The sequence below is a fragment of the Ferrovibrio sp. genome, from assembly GCF_029255545.1.
In the GTDB taxonomy this organism is placed as follows: Bacteria; Pseudomonadota; Alphaproteobacteria; order Ferrovibrionales; family Ferrovibrionaceae; genus Ferrovibrio.
On the sequence record NZ_JANLJJ010000094.1, the window covers coordinates 55,172 to 71,979 of the forward strand.

Sequence of the window (16,808 nt, forward strand, 5' to 3'; positions counted from 1 at the left end):
CCGCTTGCAACCTCAATAAAAAAGGACTTAACTTTAAGTTAAGTCCGTTCCCCTGGAATCCTTCAATGCCCTCGCCAGACGCCATCTCAACCCGCCACTTCGAGATTTTCCTGACCATGGTGCTCAGCCGCGGTATGGCGGAAGCGGCCGACAAGCTGGGTATCTCCCTGCCGGCGGTGTCGAAAAGCCTGAAGACGTTGGAGCGCGAAACCGGCCTGACGCTGTTCCGTCACGTCAATGGCCGGTTAACGCCGACGACGGAAGCTGAACGATTACTGCCCTATGCCCAACGGGCGCTGGATCATCTTGAGCGCGCGAGAGAGATGGCAACAGCCTTGCGCGGCGGCAACGCCGGCCAGATCGTGATCGGCACTGCCGGCCCGGCCATGACTTCGCTGCTGCCAAGCGCAATCGGACACTTTCACAAGAGCTGGCCGGATATCAGGATCGAGCTGCAGATCGACAGTACCAGCCGCCTACTTGAAAAGGTGGCCGGCAATGAAGTCGATATCGGCATCGGGACACCTCTGGTCCGCGATATTGATGCCCGGATCATGCAGCTTTTACAGGTGGAGGATCTTTGCGAAGACTGGCTTGTTGCCGTCTTTCCTCAGGGGCATCACCTGACAAGGCAGCCAACAATCCGCCCGCAGGATCTGATCGAAGAAACATTGATCGGCTTGCCGATTGAGTCAGCCACAACCAATCTGATCCACGCTATATTTCAACAGGCGGGTGTATCGGTAGATTCCAAAATTGTAGCTGCAAACGCAGTCGGCGTATGCAGTCTGGTGCAGCAGGGAATCGGCGTTGGCTTGCTTAACCCGCTTGTCCTGGCAAATGGCATATTCCCTGGCGTGCACTCAATTCCATTCCGTCCGCGCATAAAACTGCGCACATGCATTTATTATTCAAAACTCCATCAACCGACCGCGCCTGTATTAAGGATGAGGGACAGCCTCCGGCAGGCCGTCATTTCACTTCAAAAAAGCGCTGGGTGAATTTGACTGAATCTGGCCACCCTATTTGGCATAAAGACTCGACTTGACACTCCCTCAGTCTCATGAAGCACATGGATCTCTTACTTAGTGACTGTTTGAAAATGTAATTTAATTGCGCGCCAAAGTTTATTGTTGTTTTTGCTTTGGCGCCGCTGAGGCGGATGCAGATGCGTCCGCCAGCCGCTCGGCGTTACCCGGGCAGCGATCTTTTTGGTTGGACGTTAAGCCGGACTAGCGAATAACCCGATAGACGCGCTCTAGACTTTCCTCGCGGGTCAACTGTGCGAAGCGGTAGATGTCTGAGTTCGACGGCATCTTTCCAGGATGACTGCGGTCGTGCTCACGCTGCAAGCGCAGCTTTTCCATTTCGATCTGTTTCAAGTAGTCGGCGGCCATATGGGCTCTCCATGTGTGTTGGCTGCTGATCGTGGTGCGGCTGCTACGAACAGCCGCACCACACCTTCAACATGGCGCACCGTAAAGAATCGTCAACCGGGCTTCTCGCAGAGAGCATAAAATGGGTTCAATAGTGAATAGCTCTCGTCCCAATTGAATTGCTCGACTTTGTTTTTGACGCGAATCCCATAGAAAAGCGACGTGTTGCTCTTGCTATCTAGAACGAAAATAATCGCTTCGTCTGGTAGTGACCGATCCTCAGATGGAAAAACTAACTCGAACGATCTTCCGCCGCCCTTTTTATATTGCAGTTTCTTGAATGGGCCTTCGTCTTTAATTGGGTCTTCAAACTTTCGCATACACTCGCCCAGTCTACGGATAGTCCAAAGTGGACCGAAATCTGGGATGCCTGGACGGATATGCACGACACTATTCTTGAACGCCTCAATCTCTGGTGTCTGCGCCTGTGCCAATGTTGGCAGCATCAACAGCACAGCCAACGCTAACAATTTTCTCCGCATTGTGTGCCCCTCGCATCACGCGCCTCTCCGCGACGCACTCTGGCGTCGGGCGGGTAATAGCGTGAAAGCTAGGCGAACACGCCCTGCCATTTCCCCATAAGGCACACGTCACCATGTACCTCTGGCCGGAGCCGGGTCTTGTATAGGGCAGGCCACCCGACATAGGGGGGTCGTGCCTAGCTTTGGAGCGCTATCACACGCTGATTGAAGCATATCGGGCGGTTAACAAAGAGGCAATCGGACGATCAAGTATTTGATAAGTTTATTCTTTTCGGCAAAATTTGTCCGAGTTAGGGAGATTCGTCCGAACGTAAAAAGCAGATATATTTTCATCATAACATATTGATTTTATTGATATAATAGCCATGGCCAAGTTGTATTTTTAGCCCATTTCTGCTAGATTTTGCCTTGAAAATACTAGCAAAATCAATGGCTTAATTTCTGCGCTTATGGGAGCCTATCCGACAGATCTGACGGACGCGCAATGGGGCCTCATCAAGCCCCTGTTGCCGCAGCCGGCTGCTCTCGGTAGGCCCCGGCAGACAAGCCTACGCCGAGTGGTCGATGCGGTTCTCTATGTACTGAAAACCGGCTGCCATTGGCGCATGTTGCCCATCGAGTTCCCGCACTGGCGCACCGTCTATGGTTATTTCATCGCGTGGCGCAACAGCAGCCTCTGGCTGGAGATTCACCGGCGGCTCTACGTGAAGGTTCGGCGGCTAGAGGGGCGCAATCCGAGCCCCAGTGCCATTGTGATCGACAGCCAGAGCGTTCGTACCGGGAAGATGGGCGGTCAGCGCGGCTACGATGGTGGCAAGCGTGTCAAAGGCCGCAAGCGCCATGTCGTAACGGATACGCTTGGCCTCCCACTTGCCATCACCGTCACCTCCGCAAACGTCCATGACAGCAAAGGTGGAATGAAATCGGTGGAGCGCGCTGCCGATTTCGTTATTCATCCGGCCATTCGGAAGCTCTACGCCGATGGCGCCTATGGCGGGCAACCTTTTCGGCAATTTGTACGAAAGACTATACGATCCACAGTGACGGTCGCCGGTAATCTGGCACAAGTGACCAAACGGTTTGAACCAGTCCCGAAACGCTGGGTCATCGAGCGAACATTCGCGTGGTTCTACGATTGCCGTCGCTTGACCATCGACTACGAGCGAACGCTGCAAAGCAGCCGGGCCATGCTGCATATCGCCGCGATCAGGATTTTGCTCGGCCGAATGAACGAATAACGCGGTCGTCCTGCCCAATATGATTGGATCGCCAACGGCCGTGCCGGGGAAGAACCCTGCATGGCCGTTTTTCGCACATCTGGTAAATTTCGGCTGTCAACAGCAGCAAATCGGGCTATTGCTGATGCCTAAATCCAGCATTTATCAAACAGTCACTTAGATAATGAGAGTTCCAAGCGCCCCGCTGAAGCGGCTAGAACGGCGCATTCACTAACTGCAATGCCGATAGAATTCCCTGCCCGTCGGCGGTGAAATTCTATCTGAGCATGGAAATCAGCAATGGACCTTGCGAGAATTTTTCTTCAACTTCCCAACATGTGTGAGCATAGAACACTATTCCCCTTACCCATATTCAACTTGATACCCATCTCAATTGCGGCGTAAGCGGTGCTCAAGAATGTCGGTTTCGCCATAACCGGCTGCATCGGGAATCCTGAATACTCGGCCATTCGTGCTGTCTATAGGTTCCGAAATAACTGTCACGACGGTCCGGGCCTGCGCCGCAGCCAGTGCTACCCCCACCGCAGTAAACTGCGCCAGCCACCGCAGATTCATATACGTGGCAAACATCAAGTTGAGTTCGGCCGCCTCGGCCGCCGCGACCACGGTGCGGGGTCGCAACCAGGCCGCCGAAACTACCTCCCGCAGATCGGCAGCGGCGACCTGATGCCGCGGCGCCGGCGCCAGAAAGAAATGCGTATCGAACCGCTTGGGCAGATGTGGCGGCGGAATCCAGTGGGCAAACGGCACCAGGGCCCGCGTGGCGGGCCGAAAGCCGCCGGTCTAGAGGGTGGCGGATAAATCGTTGGTCGGATCGACCGTTGCCGCTTCGGGCTCGACCAACAGCAGACCGGATTCTTCGAACGTTTCGCGGATGGCCACCACACGCAGAGTGGCGTCGCTGGCGCAGCTTCGCAACTATCTCTTCCGGCTTGTATCTTTTGCGCGGCATACGGTCCTCCTTGATGCCAAAAACAATATATCAATCTGGATCACTTCAAAGGCGGAGGATCGGTCTAATGCGGGACAGGCTCAACCGCCGAAGCCGCAAGAAGAGGAATAGGCACCGATAATCGACGCGCAGTATACATTGCCGAATGTACCCAGTAGGCATTCACTTTAATTGCCAAAAAGTCTTCGCCCAGCTGCACGAAAGTCGAAAATAAGTGGCAAGATTTGCCGCTCATCCAGCAGCATTCTCGTATTGCGGCGGCAATAATTGCCGCACACATAAAATAGCAATCACCCGCTACTCTAGTATTTCGCACTTTTGCGCCGCCACTGTTTTGGCATGTATTTTGCTCTCATGGTTATCAAGTGCGACAACAATAATCGTCTAGGAATACGATATTACCGACCGCAATCAATTCGAAGAAGGAAATGCCATGCCAAATTCGCGTATTTCATTTACGCCAATGGGAACCTTTATAAGCTCGTCACCGATTGCCAAAGCCACGCCAAATGCCAAAGGGGATGAGACCGTCAATTCGTTTCAGCAAATGTTGGCGCAAGCTAATAGCGGACAACCCAATACTTCCCCTGTTCTTGATATGCGACTATTGAATGCATTGATGAATTCTCAACAGTCAAAATATTTTGTTGAGGATAATTCAGGGCAGCTAATGACGTCTCTGAGCGCAGGAAATATTGGTAATCACTTCAATTTCAGCCAGATTCAGTCACAGTTATGAGTCCGGGCTGGCGCCGAGTCGTATTGCCAAGACTTACTGAAGGGTGCTCGAGGCAGACTACCCAAGCGTCAATGAAAGTCGGTAGATATAGTAATTCAACGTTGGCCAAAACTGATATGGAATTTGAAATGTCTCCGAGCCGATAGACTCAATCCGCCTAGTACATGCCAACAATATTAAGAGAAACACATAACATGCCGAACGATGAAGATCAGATTCGCACGCTTGTCCGAACGTGGCTATCCGCCACCAAGGCAGGAGATATTGATACAATACTCGATCTCATGACCGACGATGTCGTTTTTCTCGTTCCCGGTCAATTGCCGATGCGGAAACGGGAATTTGCGGCTCTATCCCAAACCCAAACGAAGTGCCATCGCCCCACATTCGAGGCCGATTCGGAGATTCAGGAAATCCAGGTTTCTGGTGATCTCGCTTTTGTTTGGACGAAACTCTCAATTGCAGTGACTTCGCCTGGAGGAACCCATTCAATGAAACGTGCGGGCTATACCCTTTCCGTTCTGCGGCGGGAAAGCGGTAAATGGCGGTTAGCCAGAGATGCAAATCTTCTAACACCTATCACGCCGTCGAATAGGTAACTATGACATTGTCGCGTCATTGAACGGGCATTCTACCATATCAATCTGGCGCTCAAGTAAAACGACATCATTCACATAATAAAGCATATGATACTTTTCTGATCGACCAGATTGCGGATTAAAATTTTATATTGGGTTTATCTTGATCACCAGGATTAGCGGATGATGCACGCGCCTTATTGTATTCTGCAATTGACCAGCTTGGCGTTTTTGAAATCCAAATACCGAAAGTCAGAAGCAAAGAATGCACCGTCGGGTTAATCCCGCCGCATTTAGATTTTTTTGTCATCACACGGCTACGAAATCTAAATCGTCGCTCAGATTGGTAGCATACGCCTCCAGATTCAAAGCATCACTCAATGTAATTGATATGGGTTCTGCGCTGAACCCGTCAGAAATGACCTGAGGCAGCACTTCAGGACATAGACGCACGAGCTTTAGCAACGCTAATCTTCTGCGTTTGTTGGCCAAACCAGATGCCACCGACTATCAAAGCGACACCTGCGATTTGAGAAAGTGTGAGTGTCTGATCAAGTAAAATCCAGCCTAGCGTTACAGCCGTCAAAGGACTCAAAAAGAGAAGAAAAGATACCATAGTCGGCTCCAGACGTCTTATCCCACGAAGCCAAAGAAAGTAAGTTCCCGCGGCGCCGACCAGACCTAGCCATACAATACCTAGTGCATTATTCGCAGTCAGGTTAGATGGAACCGGCTCTAGCGATAGGGCTACGGGCAGAAGCAGTACTCCTCCGGCCGTCAACTGCCATGCGGTAAATGTGAGCGCCGATACTGGCGGCTGCCATTTCCTGCTAAGAACTGTTCCACAGGCCATCGACATTGCGCCCCCAAGACCGGCTGCGATCCCGATCGCATCCAGCTTTGCTGCCGGGGTCAAGACCAGAAGTGCTACACCCACAACCCCTGCAACAGCCGACGCAATAGCTGCAGATTGTATTGCCCTGCCAAGAACCAGCCGGGCAAGACCAATCACTATTAACGGCTGAATCGCACCTACTGTCGCTGCGACTCCACCTGGCAAGCGGTACGCCGAGACGAACAATAGCCACCAGAAGATCGAAAAGTTAAATGCTCCAAGCAGAAAACTGCGCCACAACCAAACACCACGAGGCAATGTTCTGACGATGACAAGTAATAAAATTCCCGCGGGCAACGCTCTTAGCATGGCAACTGTCAGAGGTATCCCGGCTGGCATAAACTCAGTGGTGACGATGTATGTGCTCCCCCATATAGCTGGCGCAGCGGCGGTCGACAAAACGTCGAGCGCATGCACCGGCGATGTTTGTGGTACTGACAAACCACCAGTTCTTGAGGAATCGATTTTCATACAAACTCCAGGACTTGATCGAGCGGTCGTCGAGGCTTTTGCGGCCAATTTCCAGATGCTGGTCTACCGACAGTCATGAGCAGCACAGGAATCTCATTTCCGCTGAGGCCGAATCCTTGTGCGACTGCATCTGGATCAAATCCAATCATTGCTCCTGTTGATAGGCCATAAGCCGCTGCTGCAAACATTAACGTTGCAGCGCCGAATGTCGCGGAGCGAACAGCTTCATCTCGCTGCATTCGAGGATCATGTGAATAAAGCGCATCCGCCCCGTTAATCCATTGCGTCGCTGTATCAGCCGACATAAAGCCGGTATCAACGAAGTCGCGGAGCCTATCTGCGGAAGTCGGCTGCTCATAAGCAGTCCCGCATGATTTCGCACACGGATCATGTGCCAAGCGTTTGAGATTTACGGCCAGTAATCAAATTGGCGCATCAGTAAGTTTATTTACACAGCGCCGAGCGCGCGACGCTAATCATGGCATCATTAGAGAGTTCGCGCATATTCTGCCGACTCACGCAAATTGCCTGAATATTGTGGCGAAGGCGATTTTCTTAAAGCGTTCGAGCGGTGCTGCACTCCGCTCCACTTTCATGCGGAGAATTGCGCCTTCCCAAGATGCAAGCATGAAATCGGCGAGTTCTTCCGGTGCAAATGCCGTGTCAATTTCGCCAATCAACTGCGCCTCCCGAATGCAGTCCGCGAAACGGCCCCGCCATTCAAGGAAGATCTCCGACAGTCGAACGCGCAGCATCTCGCTGACCGGGGCTGCCTCAAGGCTAAAATCGCCAATCAAGCATCCGCGCTCGAAGCTGTCGGCTTTGAGCCGCGCAGTAATAATGTCAAGGTAACGCTGCAAACGCTGGCGCGGCGTCAGGCTCTCGTCGTCAAGCGCCAAGGAAACAAGGTCTCGCACATGCTCGAAATATCGATCCAGAACGTCACGGCTGAACACTTCCTTTGACCGGAAATGATTCGTGAACGAGCCCTGGGATACGTCCGCTTCCGCTACCACGTCGCGGACGCTGGAGCCGGAGTATCCCTTTCGTAGCATGACGCGAAGTCCTGCCTCTAAAATTTCTTCTCGAAGTGACTTGCGTCCCATAGCAGCAAAATGCGGGCGTCCGTATTAATTGTCAATCATGTTGAATTCGACCGGCTTAAACCCGATGCCTCATCCAAGGATTAATTCAAGTCCTGTCATCATGTTGAGCCGATCTGGGCCGGTTAGGCTGCGGAGTTGGGCGCAAACCCCGCCGACGGCTCAAGCGCCCGACCCCGTCGCATAGCGACGGCGCTGAGTTTAGCATAAGTCTCCGGCGGCAGGTCGCGGAGTGCGGAGTGCGGCCTTACGATGTTGTAGTCGCACTGCCATGCCCTAGCAGGTCCCTAGCCCGGGCCAGGGACCTAAACAAAGTATCGTTGAGCAGCTCGCCACCCAGGCAGCCACTGAAGCTCAAGACAAAGCCATTCCGCATAGGCTTGCCCGGAGCGATGTAATGTCATTCGACGCCGCGCTCCTGCTGCCTGCGGGGGATGGCGTTGGAGGTCAGTTCGCTACCGTTGTGGCTGACCACCAGCAGCGGAAGCCCCAGCGGCTGGAGATCCGATCCAGTTCGCGGACGGCCCGTGGGCCGAACAGCGAGGTATCGGCCTCCAAGCCTAGGTATTCTCGGCTGAAACAGCAGGATGCGGAAACAGCAACCATCGATCAACACATTTGGTTCCCTATGGTGCATCAATACTGAAGATTGTGCATCTTCACGCTAGAGTACTTCGTACCAAATAGAGGTTGTGCCCAGATTGAGCGCGTGAAGGTTTTTCAAACGTTTCCGATTTTTTGTGCGCGATAAGATTGGCGTAAGGACATTGATGTTCTTATTGAAAGAACATCAGTGCCGATAGCAATATTTTCGGACCACTGCGCGAGGCTACCTTTGAATTATCTGACTCCGGGTGCAGCGACCATCGTTACGGCAGCGCCAGCCATCGTCGCCATCGCATGCCTGTTCGCCTACTTGAAGGTGAGGGGCGGAAGGCATCTTCTGTATTGGAGTGCCAGCCACATCGCGATCATCGTTCCGTTTGCGCTCGCAAGTTTCGGAAACATGCCCTCCGATCTTAAGGTCCTCCCGATATTTTGTGCTTACACGATTGGAGTGCAGGCTTTTGCGGTAGCCATGGTGTTCGGTGTCCGATCGCTTGTCGGACTCCGAGATGATCTTGCCTTCGCAATCCTTGGAACCGCGGCGATCAGTGTTTCTGTCATTCTGATCGAATGGATGATCGCGCGACCAAGCCAGATATCGCCGTATCTTCAGAGCATCCTTGTGGCATATGCAGCCGCACTGTTATTCATCAAGCGGCAGTCGGCCCTGTATGTTGTTATAGGTATTTTGCTGGTCATCCGTATATGTCTGACCCTGCTGTATTATCTTCTGCCGGGCACGCCGGATAACTACACGACCCTGCTTTTTGCATTCACATCCGCGAACCTTCTCACGGGCATGGGTTTTGTGCTCATGGAATTTGATAACGCCAGGCATCGGGAGCGCACCGCGAGGTATGAGGAGCGAAGCACGAAGGCCTTCTTGGAAGCCATTCTGGATATAATACCGGCAATTATCAGTCATAAAGACCGCGATCTCCGCTACCGGGTGGTTAACCGGGAGATGCGGAATCTCCTCGCACCGTATTACGGCAATCCCATCGGGCAGACTTGGGAAGAACTCACGGCCGGCGGGCGAAGGCCATTTGTCGAGGATATTGATCGACAAGTCATCGAAAGCGGGAATACCGTTGCGACCGAGCAGCATTGGGTTCTGCCTGATGGAAAGGCCATGATGATCCTCGCAAGAAAGATACCCTTGAGGAACGAACGCGGCGGAATCGAGGGGGTGGTATCCTGTGGAATCGATATCACTGAATTGAAGGAAACTGAGGCTGAGCTTTCGCGGCAATATGTTGCCGCGGAATCGGCAAACAAGGCAAAAAGCGTTTTTCTGGCCAACATGAGCCATGAACTCAGAACACCATTGAATGCGATTATTGGCTTTGCCGAGATGATGAGCGGCGGTTACATCGGGCCAATGAATGACAGGCAGCAAGAATACGCAAAGCACATTTATGAGTCAGGAACGCATCTTCTGAAAATCGTGAATGATATCCTCGATCTTTCGAGAGTTGAAAGCGGTCGCTTCGAATTTGAGATCACCAGCGTTTCGCTGGACGAAATCGGCCATATGGCGATTGAAATGGTTGCGCCGCAGGCGAAACCTAATGGTGTATCTCTGGTACTCGCCGAGTCCGGCCTTCAGGTTCAAGCAGACAGGCAGGCCCTGACCCAGGTTCTGATAAACCTCTTGATCAATGCGGTGAAGTTCAACAGGAAAGACGGCTACGTCTGGCTCTCGGCCGAGCGGATTGATGACCGCGTAAAAATCACGGTCGAGGATACGGGCATCGGAATGGCGACTAAGAGGGCATTTTCCGATACATCGATGCCGTCCCAGGATGAGGCATACCGAAAGCAGGCCAATGCGGGGGCGGGGCTTGGCCTTCCAATCAGCCGGGTTCTGGTTGAACGACAGAATGGGCGCATGCGGATCAGGAATAGGGTGGAGGGTGGCACAATTGTTGAGATATTCCTGCCCTCGTCATAGCCGCTTCTTCCAGACGCCAACCGGCGATATCAGTGGTCCGCAGGGCGGCCCTGGTCGCTACCATCTATCGGATCACCTCCTGAGCTGCAGGTAGCGCCATCAGTGCGCTTGCGATCCGGTGCAGATGACGCGAAAGGCTGGATGCCCCGGCATAAAATCCGTGCATTCACACTTCGTTTAACCTTTTATGGCGTCAGCACCAGCAATACCATCAGCCCGTCCGTTCTCATCTCCAGACCATGCGCATCAATCTCAAAGCCCAGAGCTAAGGTCTGACGATCCACATGATCATCGACAAAATCGAAGACTACGCAGCCATGTTAACTAACTTAAGTCACACGGCCGACGAAGCCAGCTTCGATGTCAATCGAGTCTCAGTTGATGAATTGCGAGTATCGATCAGGGAGGTCAGCATCCCGAACAGCCCAGAAGTGGTTCCCACCAGGCCATTGCTTCTCATCCGTCCGATCCGTCTGTCTTCGGTGAGAAACCGGCCCTGAACGGCAAAGGTCTCTGGCGAAGTTCATCACCCGCCAATCTGACCCAGGCAGCATTGGCTGAATAAATTTAGCCATGCCCTGCCCTACTTCTCGATTCCAATACGACGCAAGCCAGCCGAGCTTTTCATAGACATCTGGCTGACCAACAGTACTGTCGCTTTGAGCCTGGATTGCTTCCCTAATCACTGTGCCGCGTTGATACAACAAATGATTCTCTATCATCCCGCCCTGACGGCTGAAGATACCTAACTCACAAAATATGTTTAAGAACCAAACCCCATCGCGATCGCATAGGAGTCGGCTACTTTTATAAGTATACCAGACTTCATGCTGCGTACTAATTTTCCGCCGATAGCGCCGCCGCCCTAGAACGATGCGGGGCGCCTTCGCGATTGTTGACTCAAGCCTATAGTCACGAAATATATTACCAAAAACTCTCAGTAGATTTTCCCTGCTTGCACCTCAGAGCCGTTTTCTAGGCCATCACCGCACACTTGAGCGACTTAGCAATCGATGCATTGAGATGGCCCGCCACGCTCAAACCAGATGCAACTTGATATTTGTGCAACGCCTCTTGCGTCTACGCCCGATGACGCCGTCTGCGGACCTTGGGTCACGCAACTGACCCGCGACATCATTAGCCACAGCTGTTATGCGAGATCACCCTTAGAGCACTTGACATTAGTAACATATAAGTTACTATCATCAACATGAAAGCGTCGAAGCCGACAAAGATTCTCGAATATCTCGATTCGGCAAGTCGCTCTCCCTTCAGCCGCTGGTTCGACCGATTGCCGGCGGCCGCGGCTATTAAAATCCGCGCCGCGCTTGTGCGCCTCGAAGTAGGTAACCGGTCAGAGGTCAAGTCCGTCGGCAGCGGCGTACTTGAACGTCGTATCGATTATGGCCCTGGCTATCGGATTTACTTCGGTGAAGACGAGAACGGCACGCTGATTATCCTACTTGGCGGCGGAGACAAGCGAAGGCAGAGTGACGATATCAACGTCGCCAAAGCCAATTGGCAAGACTACAAGCGCAGAAAATAAAAGCTATCGCGTGGAGGCCGACTATGGCTTTGACTAAGGACTTTCAAGAGACTGTTGCGGCTCGGGCGAAGAAAGATCCCGAATTCCGCCTTGGCCTTCTACAAGAGGCGATTTCTGCACTGCAGGATAATGAACTCGATGTCGCGAAACAGCTTCTTGCAGATTATGTGAATGCAACTGCGGGATATAAGAAGCTTTCTGTGCTTACAAAGACGCCAGAAAAAAGCTTAATGAGAATGCTAGGCCCAAAAGGCAATCCAACCATCGAGAACTTCTTTTGCCTTTTGTCCCCACTCCTCTCGAATGAAAATGCCAGGCTCGTCGTGCATTCACAGCCATCACGCAGCCGCCCGAAACGGCCCAATCGATAACAGCGCCTTAAACCCTCAAATGACCTCTATGGCGGGTCATCTAGATATTAATTTTCAGCGCGAAAGCCGCATGACGACGGATCAATCGACCAAACCAACACAATGCCAGATAAACTTGCGAGCCTGTCTTCTGGCCGGCGCCAATTCTGCTCAAACCACACCTATCGACCATAACTATTTCGATAGCCTACGCGATCGTATTCGAGACAGTCACATCGTCAAAATGCCGTCTCAGTAGATTCTCACTCAGTAGAAAACTCACATTTGATCCTGGTAGATAGATTTCCCAGCGTTGCCCCTAACCCCCGTAGCCTTTGGCATCTCACTTCGCCCGTCATTGGCGTTGGAAACTGCTTACTGCCCTATTTCTGGAAAGAGTGACGGCGCGCCATAACCACGCAATACCCCGCCACTTGCCCGAATCCACTTACCCCAAAAATCTTCAATCGCCTTCATCTCGACCGAGGATTTGTACTTCCCATCGTCCGTATATCCAGCGCCGTGGATGTACACTTCAACGCCATTTAACTGACCAATCATGTTGGCTAAACGCGCTTTATCGATCTCCTTGTCCGGCTCGATCCTCCGCACTTTGTTATTCGCGTAAAAGCTCGTTGTGGCTGAGTTCTCCAGCATATCAGAGAGTATAAAGAGGTATTGGCGCTCCGCTTTCTTGGTGGAAAGGAACTCGCGTGAGAGCATAGTTAGCGTGCCTAGGATCTCCGTGTTTGGCAGATTGGTCGACGACTCGTCGAAGATCTTTTTCAGATGGCCGGCAACAAGATTCCGCGTGGCAGATTCCTGCTCTTGCAGACATTTTGCCATTTTCGCCAATGCAACTTTTCCTGTCGTAAATTTCTTATTTTCAGGAATGTCCTGATCTAAAATCGCTTCTAGAACGACCTCACTATACCGCTCTTTCACAAAGGCTGAGAAGCTCACGAGAACTACGCGATCGCCAGGCTTTATGAATTTCTGAATCTTTTTATTGGCTGTTTCCTGCAGTCCCGCGTCGAACTTTGCCGTCTGATCAACGACGACGACAAGTTCACGCTTCGCCTTCGACGCAGCCTGTCCTGCTTCGACGATGGTGTAGCAGCTAGGAACCTCTACTGTTGCCGCATAGGCAGCTGACAAAGATAAAATACAGATAACTGCTACTCGAAAGATAAGCGCTATAGCACACATAAAGGCCTCGTTATGTTGGTCGTACTGACAACTCACGACGCAAACGAGCGCGCATCTCATCTTCTGTCTCTTCGCGTTGTGCATGCTCCTGTAAGAGTTCGGCCCGGATCCGGGCCTCCATTTCTTCCCGCGTCTCAGAACGCCTTTCATCCGTCGTATCAACTGGCAAGGTCTTGGCTTGGGCAGCAGGCACCTCTTCCACAGATGATGTATGGCGCCGCGAATCATCCTTCTCTTTCATAACTACAAAGCTATTGAAGTTGCGATCCTCGGCTTGACCGGCCATCTTCATGGCATCGCCCTCGATGCCGGTAGCAACTATACGATCGTCCATTCTCGCCTGCAGCCTAGAAAGATGGCCTTGAGCAACATTCGCGACCACATCCATCTTGGCACGATGGTAGTCGATGTATTCGTCCTCGGTTGTGAAGTTGTGGCTAATGCGCCATGCCTTCTTGGACTCTTTTCCGGCAAAGCCAGTTTTAAAGCCGAGCAAGACGCCGACGATCTGAATAAACACAAATAGAACGGCGAGAACGCCAAAAGTGACCAGACCACCTTTGCGCTTTGTCGTCGCAACCTCTTCGGCAGCCTTATGCTCAGCTGCTTTTTGAGGGCTGGAAAAAACGTCGGGAGCTTTATTGAGAGATGGAAAGCCAAATGACGGGCCGCTCGTTGGGCTCAACGTCGTCTCTTCGATAAGCATCTGTTCGAGCTTTTGTTGCCGAACATAGGCCGCGCCAGCGGCAACAAGAACGACCATAATAATGGTCAGAATGGTAACAATTGGCGGCCTAACACGCATATCGGCGCGCACATTGAGGCGATTACCGGTTTGCACATAATGAGGTTCGTTATCGTCTTCATTGTTATTATCAATGCGGATTGCGCGCGAAGTGATGTTCTTCGCATTCCTATGGGCCGCCCATTGCGAGCGAACCGCACTTACCATTCCCCTGACATACAACTCATGCCCTGTGAAATGGGTGAGCATGACAAGCAAAATTGAAATGACTATGGATATGCCGAAGGCGCCAGCCATCTGTGTCGCCTCAGATGCACCTGGGATAGTCCAGCCAGCTAGGACATACGAAAATCCAAGTGCCTCAATAAAGACGAGAACGCTAATCGCAATCCAGCCGCCCGTGCTCAGCGGCGATCGGCCGATCTCGTTGACCTTCGAGAGATAGCTGGCTGATTTTCTATAAGCTTGTGGATGCGAGCGGACTTCTCGATAATTCTTGTAAAAATCCGTGCATAGCTCGATTTCAGACTGGAACCAGCCCTTATCAGCCCGCCGCGTCTTGCGTGAAAGTCTCGCTGCCTTGCCGATAATCGGCAAACTATACCAAGCGCTTTTCACAAAAAGGCAGACCTCTTCCCACCAGACTTTGAGGGACAGAATAAACGCCATTGTCAGTAAAATGGCGCCGATGATCGCCCGATAAGCGCTCAGGAAATCGTAGATTTCATCCATGGTGTGCCTCGTTACTTGTCACTTGGAATTGTTGGAGCAAAATCGGCCACATGCACAATGCCGCCCTTATCGTAGTAAAGGCGGCCAAACTTGGTCTTGCCGGGTGCGCTTGTATCAAATACTAGGTCCATACATCGGACTGGCCAGGCGTCTTCTGCCATGAAGACGCGATACAGAATTCCAGACTCTCCCTCAAAGCCGCGCGCATTTGCCGGTGTCTTGATGGTCGGCACCTGGTCACCTGGCTTGTAATCCTTGAAAACGATCATTTGCGGTGGCTCTTCAACTCTGGCTCCATCACGCAAAACTTTGACGCCAGAAAGACCGGCCAAATGGCCATTCAAATTCTGTGTCCATGACGTGCCGTAGAGGCCTGGCATATACGCACTCGTGCGCCGCGAGACCTCTTCGCCCGTGGCAAGCGAGCGCATGATTCCTACTTTTTGGTTCGGGTCTGACAGACAGGAGGTTTCTGTATATGCCGTCTCGCTTGATGCGAACGCGCGACTGACAAAACTAAAGGTTGAACTCGATCTGGCTCTATCGCCAACCGCTGAGGCCACCGCGACACCCTTGCCATTGACAGGCTGCCCCCCAAAGTCAATGCCAGTGCCTGGCTTCAACGCAACGGCGTATTCGACGTTGGCTTCGGCGGGCTTTTGGTGCTGTGGCTGCGATGATGGTGCCGACTTAACATTTGCCGCGGTCGGCGATGGCAGAGGCGCCACAGTGACAGTCGTACGTGCGATTTGACTCTTTGCTGCGCGCTGCATGTAATTGATATTAGCGTCTTGCTTCGCCTCGTAGGCTATGACGCCGCTTTCAGTCTGGAGCTCGACGACTTCGACACGCCGATTCAGCGCCCGGCCCTCTTCCGTCGTATTGTCGCCAATCGGCCGCGTCTCACCGGCGCCTTTATAGTAGATATTGCTCCGCGGAATGCCCGCATTAGCGAAGACATTGGCAACGGCCTTGGCGCGTCGCTCTGAAAGCGCCAGGTTCTGCTCAGCACCGCCAGAATTGTCGGTATGGCCGACGATTAGGACTTTGTTATTTGTGCCGGCATAGGCGCCGGCGATTGTGCGCATATCATTCTCTGTCGCTCGACTCATCTCGGCGCTGCCGACGTCAAACATTGACTTTGAGTGAATGATCGTTGCGATGCCCTCATCGATCTTCTTGTCAGATGTCGTCTGATCGGGCTGCGTTCTCCAGTCAATCCCAGCCGACTTGACCTCAATCTCTTTCGCTGCCAAATCGACCCCATAAAGGCGCTTTTTCGCCTCTTCGATCTTTTGACAGCGCTGCTTGATGAAATGGCTAGCCGTCGCGCCGATGGCACCGCCAGCCGCCGCACCAATAACAGCCCCCTGGCCGCGATTGTTCTTCCCAGCAAGCATGGCACCAGCGAGCGCGCCAAGAATCGTGGCTCCAACAATATAGGCAGGTTCGCCGACACTGCATTCTGGCGCCTCTGACACTGCACCATTTCGGCTCGCGCATCCGGCCAGGCTAAGAGCTGTCGCCGCAACGCATGTTGTCGCGATTCTTGAAACCGGCTTCATTATTCCCCCTCGTGACGCCATTTTTGAACGCCATCACATGTACCTGCCGAGGGAAACTATACGGCCACGCTGACGTGCGGTGCAATTTCAAGCGCACACCATGGTTCACGGGGTGGCAGATAGATTGCAATCGTATGCAGCCTTGCATGCGGGGCGTCTTTGAATACATATGTATTCGACACTGCTTGCATGCTGAAGATCGTGCGC

Annotated in this window: 18 protein-coding genes; 8 read left to right on the forward strand and 10 right to left on the reverse strand. The window is 52.5% G+C overall.

Annotated elements, in window-relative coordinates; all coding sequences use genetic code 11:
• Window positions 1–65: 65 nt before the first annotated feature.
• Window positions 66–1,001: a LysR family transcriptional regulator gene (locus Q1J79_RS18565; protein ID WP_300303334.1), complete on the forward strand. Its 936-nt coding sequence runs from the start codon at window positions 66–68 to the stop codon at window positions 999–1,001.
• Window positions 1,002–1,232: 231 nt separating this feature from the next.
• Here the strand turns inward: Q1J79_RS18565 and Q1J79_RS18570 are convergent, their stop codons facing one another.
• Window positions 1,233–1,397, reverse strand: coding sequence for a hypothetical protein (locus tag Q1J79_RS18570; protein ID WP_300303337.1), 165 nt, complete (start codon window positions 1,395–1,397; stop codon window positions 1,233–1,235).
• Between the two features lie 92 nt (window positions 1,398–1,489).
• Window positions 1,490–1,897: a hypothetical protein gene (locus Q1J79_RS18575; RefSeq protein WP_300303340.1), complete on the reverse strand. Its 408-nt coding sequence runs from the start codon at window positions 1,895–1,897 to the stop codon at window positions 1,490–1,492.
• 470 nt (window positions 1,898–2,367) lie between these two features.
• On the opposite strand from Q1J79_RS18575, the gene Q1J79_RS18580 reads away from it, so the two are divergent.
• Entirely contained in the window at window positions 2,368–3,156 is a 789-nt protein-coding gene (locus Q1J79_RS18580; protein ID WP_300303343.1) for an IS5 family transposase, read from the forward strand.
• A gap of 369 nt (window positions 3,157–3,525) precedes the next feature.
• On the opposite strand, the gene Q1J79_RS18585 is transcribed toward Q1J79_RS18580, so the two are convergent.
• Window positions 3,526–3,906 (reverse strand): hypothetical protein, encoded by a 381-nt coding sequence (locus tag Q1J79_RS18585; RefSeq protein WP_300303346.1) that lies wholly within the window; start codon window positions 3,904–3,906, stop codon window positions 3,526–3,528.
• 635 nt (window positions 3,907–4,541) lie between these two features.
• Between Q1J79_RS18585 and Q1J79_RS18590 the strand changes: the two genes are divergently transcribed.
• Window positions 4,542–4,847, forward strand: coding sequence for a hypothetical protein (locus tag Q1J79_RS18590; RefSeq protein WP_300303349.1), 306 nt, complete (start codon window positions 4,542–4,544; stop codon window positions 4,845–4,847).
• Between the two features lie 194 nt (window positions 4,848–5,041).
• Window positions 5,042–5,446: an SgcJ/EcaC family oxidoreductase gene (locus Q1J79_RS18595; RefSeq protein ID WP_300303352.1), complete on the forward strand. Its 405-nt coding sequence runs from the start codon at window positions 5,042–5,044 to the stop codon at window positions 5,444–5,446.
• Window positions 5,447–5,861: 415 nt separating this feature from the next.
• Here the strand turns inward: Q1J79_RS18595 and Q1J79_RS18600 are convergent, their stop codons facing one another.
• The 4 genes from Q1J79_RS18600 to Q1J79_RS21125 form a co-directional block, all read right to left on the reverse strand.
• The gene (locus tag Q1J79_RS18600) at window positions 5,862–6,791 is read right to left on the reverse strand and encodes an EamA family transporter (RefSeq protein ID WP_300303355.1); all 930 of its coding nucleotides are present in this window, start codon (window positions 6,789–6,791) and stop codon (window positions 5,862–5,864) included.
• Window positions 6,788–7,096: a nitroreductase family protein gene (locus Q1J79_RS18605; RefSeq protein ID WP_300303358.1), complete on the reverse strand. Its 309-nt coding sequence runs from the start codon at window positions 7,094–7,096 to the stop codon at window positions 6,788–6,790. Before Q1J79_RS18605 ends, Q1J79_RS18600 begins: the two co-directional genes overlap by 4 nt.
• Before the next feature lie 210 nt (window positions 7,097–7,306).
• On the reverse strand, window positions 7,307–7,897 hold the full coding sequence (locus tag Q1J79_RS18610; RefSeq protein ID WP_300303361.1) for a TetR/AcrR family transcriptional regulator: 591 nt from the start codon (window positions 7,895–7,897) through the stop codon (window positions 7,307–7,309).
• Between the two features lie 244 nt (window positions 7,898–8,141).
• Window positions 8,142–8,288, reverse strand: coding sequence for an integrase core domain-containing protein (locus Q1J79_RS21125; RefSeq protein ID WP_367183025.1), 147 nt, complete (start codon window positions 8,286–8,288; stop codon window positions 8,142–8,144).
• A gap of 441 nt (window positions 8,289–8,729) precedes the next feature.
• Between Q1J79_RS21125 and Q1J79_RS18615 the strand changes: the two genes are divergently transcribed.
• The 4 genes from Q1J79_RS18615 (at window position 8,730) to Q1J79_RS18630 (ending at window position 12,371) form a co-directional block, all read left to right on the forward strand.
• Window positions 8,730–10,454 (forward strand): PAS domain-containing sensor histidine kinase, encoded by a 1,725-nt coding sequence (locus tag Q1J79_RS18615; RefSeq protein ID WP_300303364.1) that lies wholly within the window; start codon window positions 8,730–8,732, stop codon window positions 10,452–10,454.
• 284 nt (window positions 10,455–10,738) lie between these two features.
• Entirely contained in the window at window positions 10,739–10,954 is a 216-nt protein-coding gene (locus Q1J79_RS18620) for a hypothetical protein (RefSeq protein WP_300303367.1), read from the forward strand.
• Window positions 10,955–11,664: 710 nt separating this feature from the next.
• Window positions 11,665–12,000, forward strand: coding sequence for a type II toxin-antitoxin system RelE/ParE family toxin (locus Q1J79_RS18625; protein ID WP_300303370.1), 336 nt, complete (start codon window positions 11,665–11,667; stop codon window positions 11,998–12,000).
• Between the two features lie 23 nt (window positions 12,001–12,023).
• Window positions 12,024–12,371, forward strand: coding sequence for a transcriptional regulator (locus Q1J79_RS18630; protein WP_300303372.1), 348 nt, complete (start codon window positions 12,024–12,026; stop codon window positions 12,369–12,371).
• Window positions 12,372–12,725: 354 nt separating this feature from the next.
• On the opposite strand, the gene Q1J79_RS18635 is transcribed toward Q1J79_RS18630, so the two are convergent.
• The 3 genes from Q1J79_RS18635 to Q1J79_RS18645 are packed head-to-tail and all read right to left on the reverse strand — an operon-like array spanning window position 12,726 to window position 16,601.
• Window positions 12,726–13,559: a hypothetical protein gene (locus Q1J79_RS18635; RefSeq protein WP_300303374.1), complete on the reverse strand. Its 834-nt coding sequence runs from the start codon at window positions 13,557–13,559 to the stop codon at window positions 12,726–12,728.
• A gap of 10 nt (window positions 13,560–13,569) precedes the next feature.
• Window positions 13,570–15,036, reverse strand: coding sequence for a hypothetical protein (locus tag Q1J79_RS18640; RefSeq protein ID WP_300303377.1), 1,467 nt, complete (start codon window positions 15,034–15,036; stop codon window positions 13,570–13,572).
• 11 nt (window positions 15,037–15,047) lie between these two features.
• Window positions 15,048–16,601 (reverse strand): OmpA family protein, encoded by a 1,554-nt coding sequence (locus Q1J79_RS18645; RefSeq protein ID WP_300303380.1) that lies wholly within the window; start codon window positions 16,599–16,601, stop codon window positions 15,048–15,050.
• Window positions 16,602–16,808: the final 207 nt, after the last annotated feature.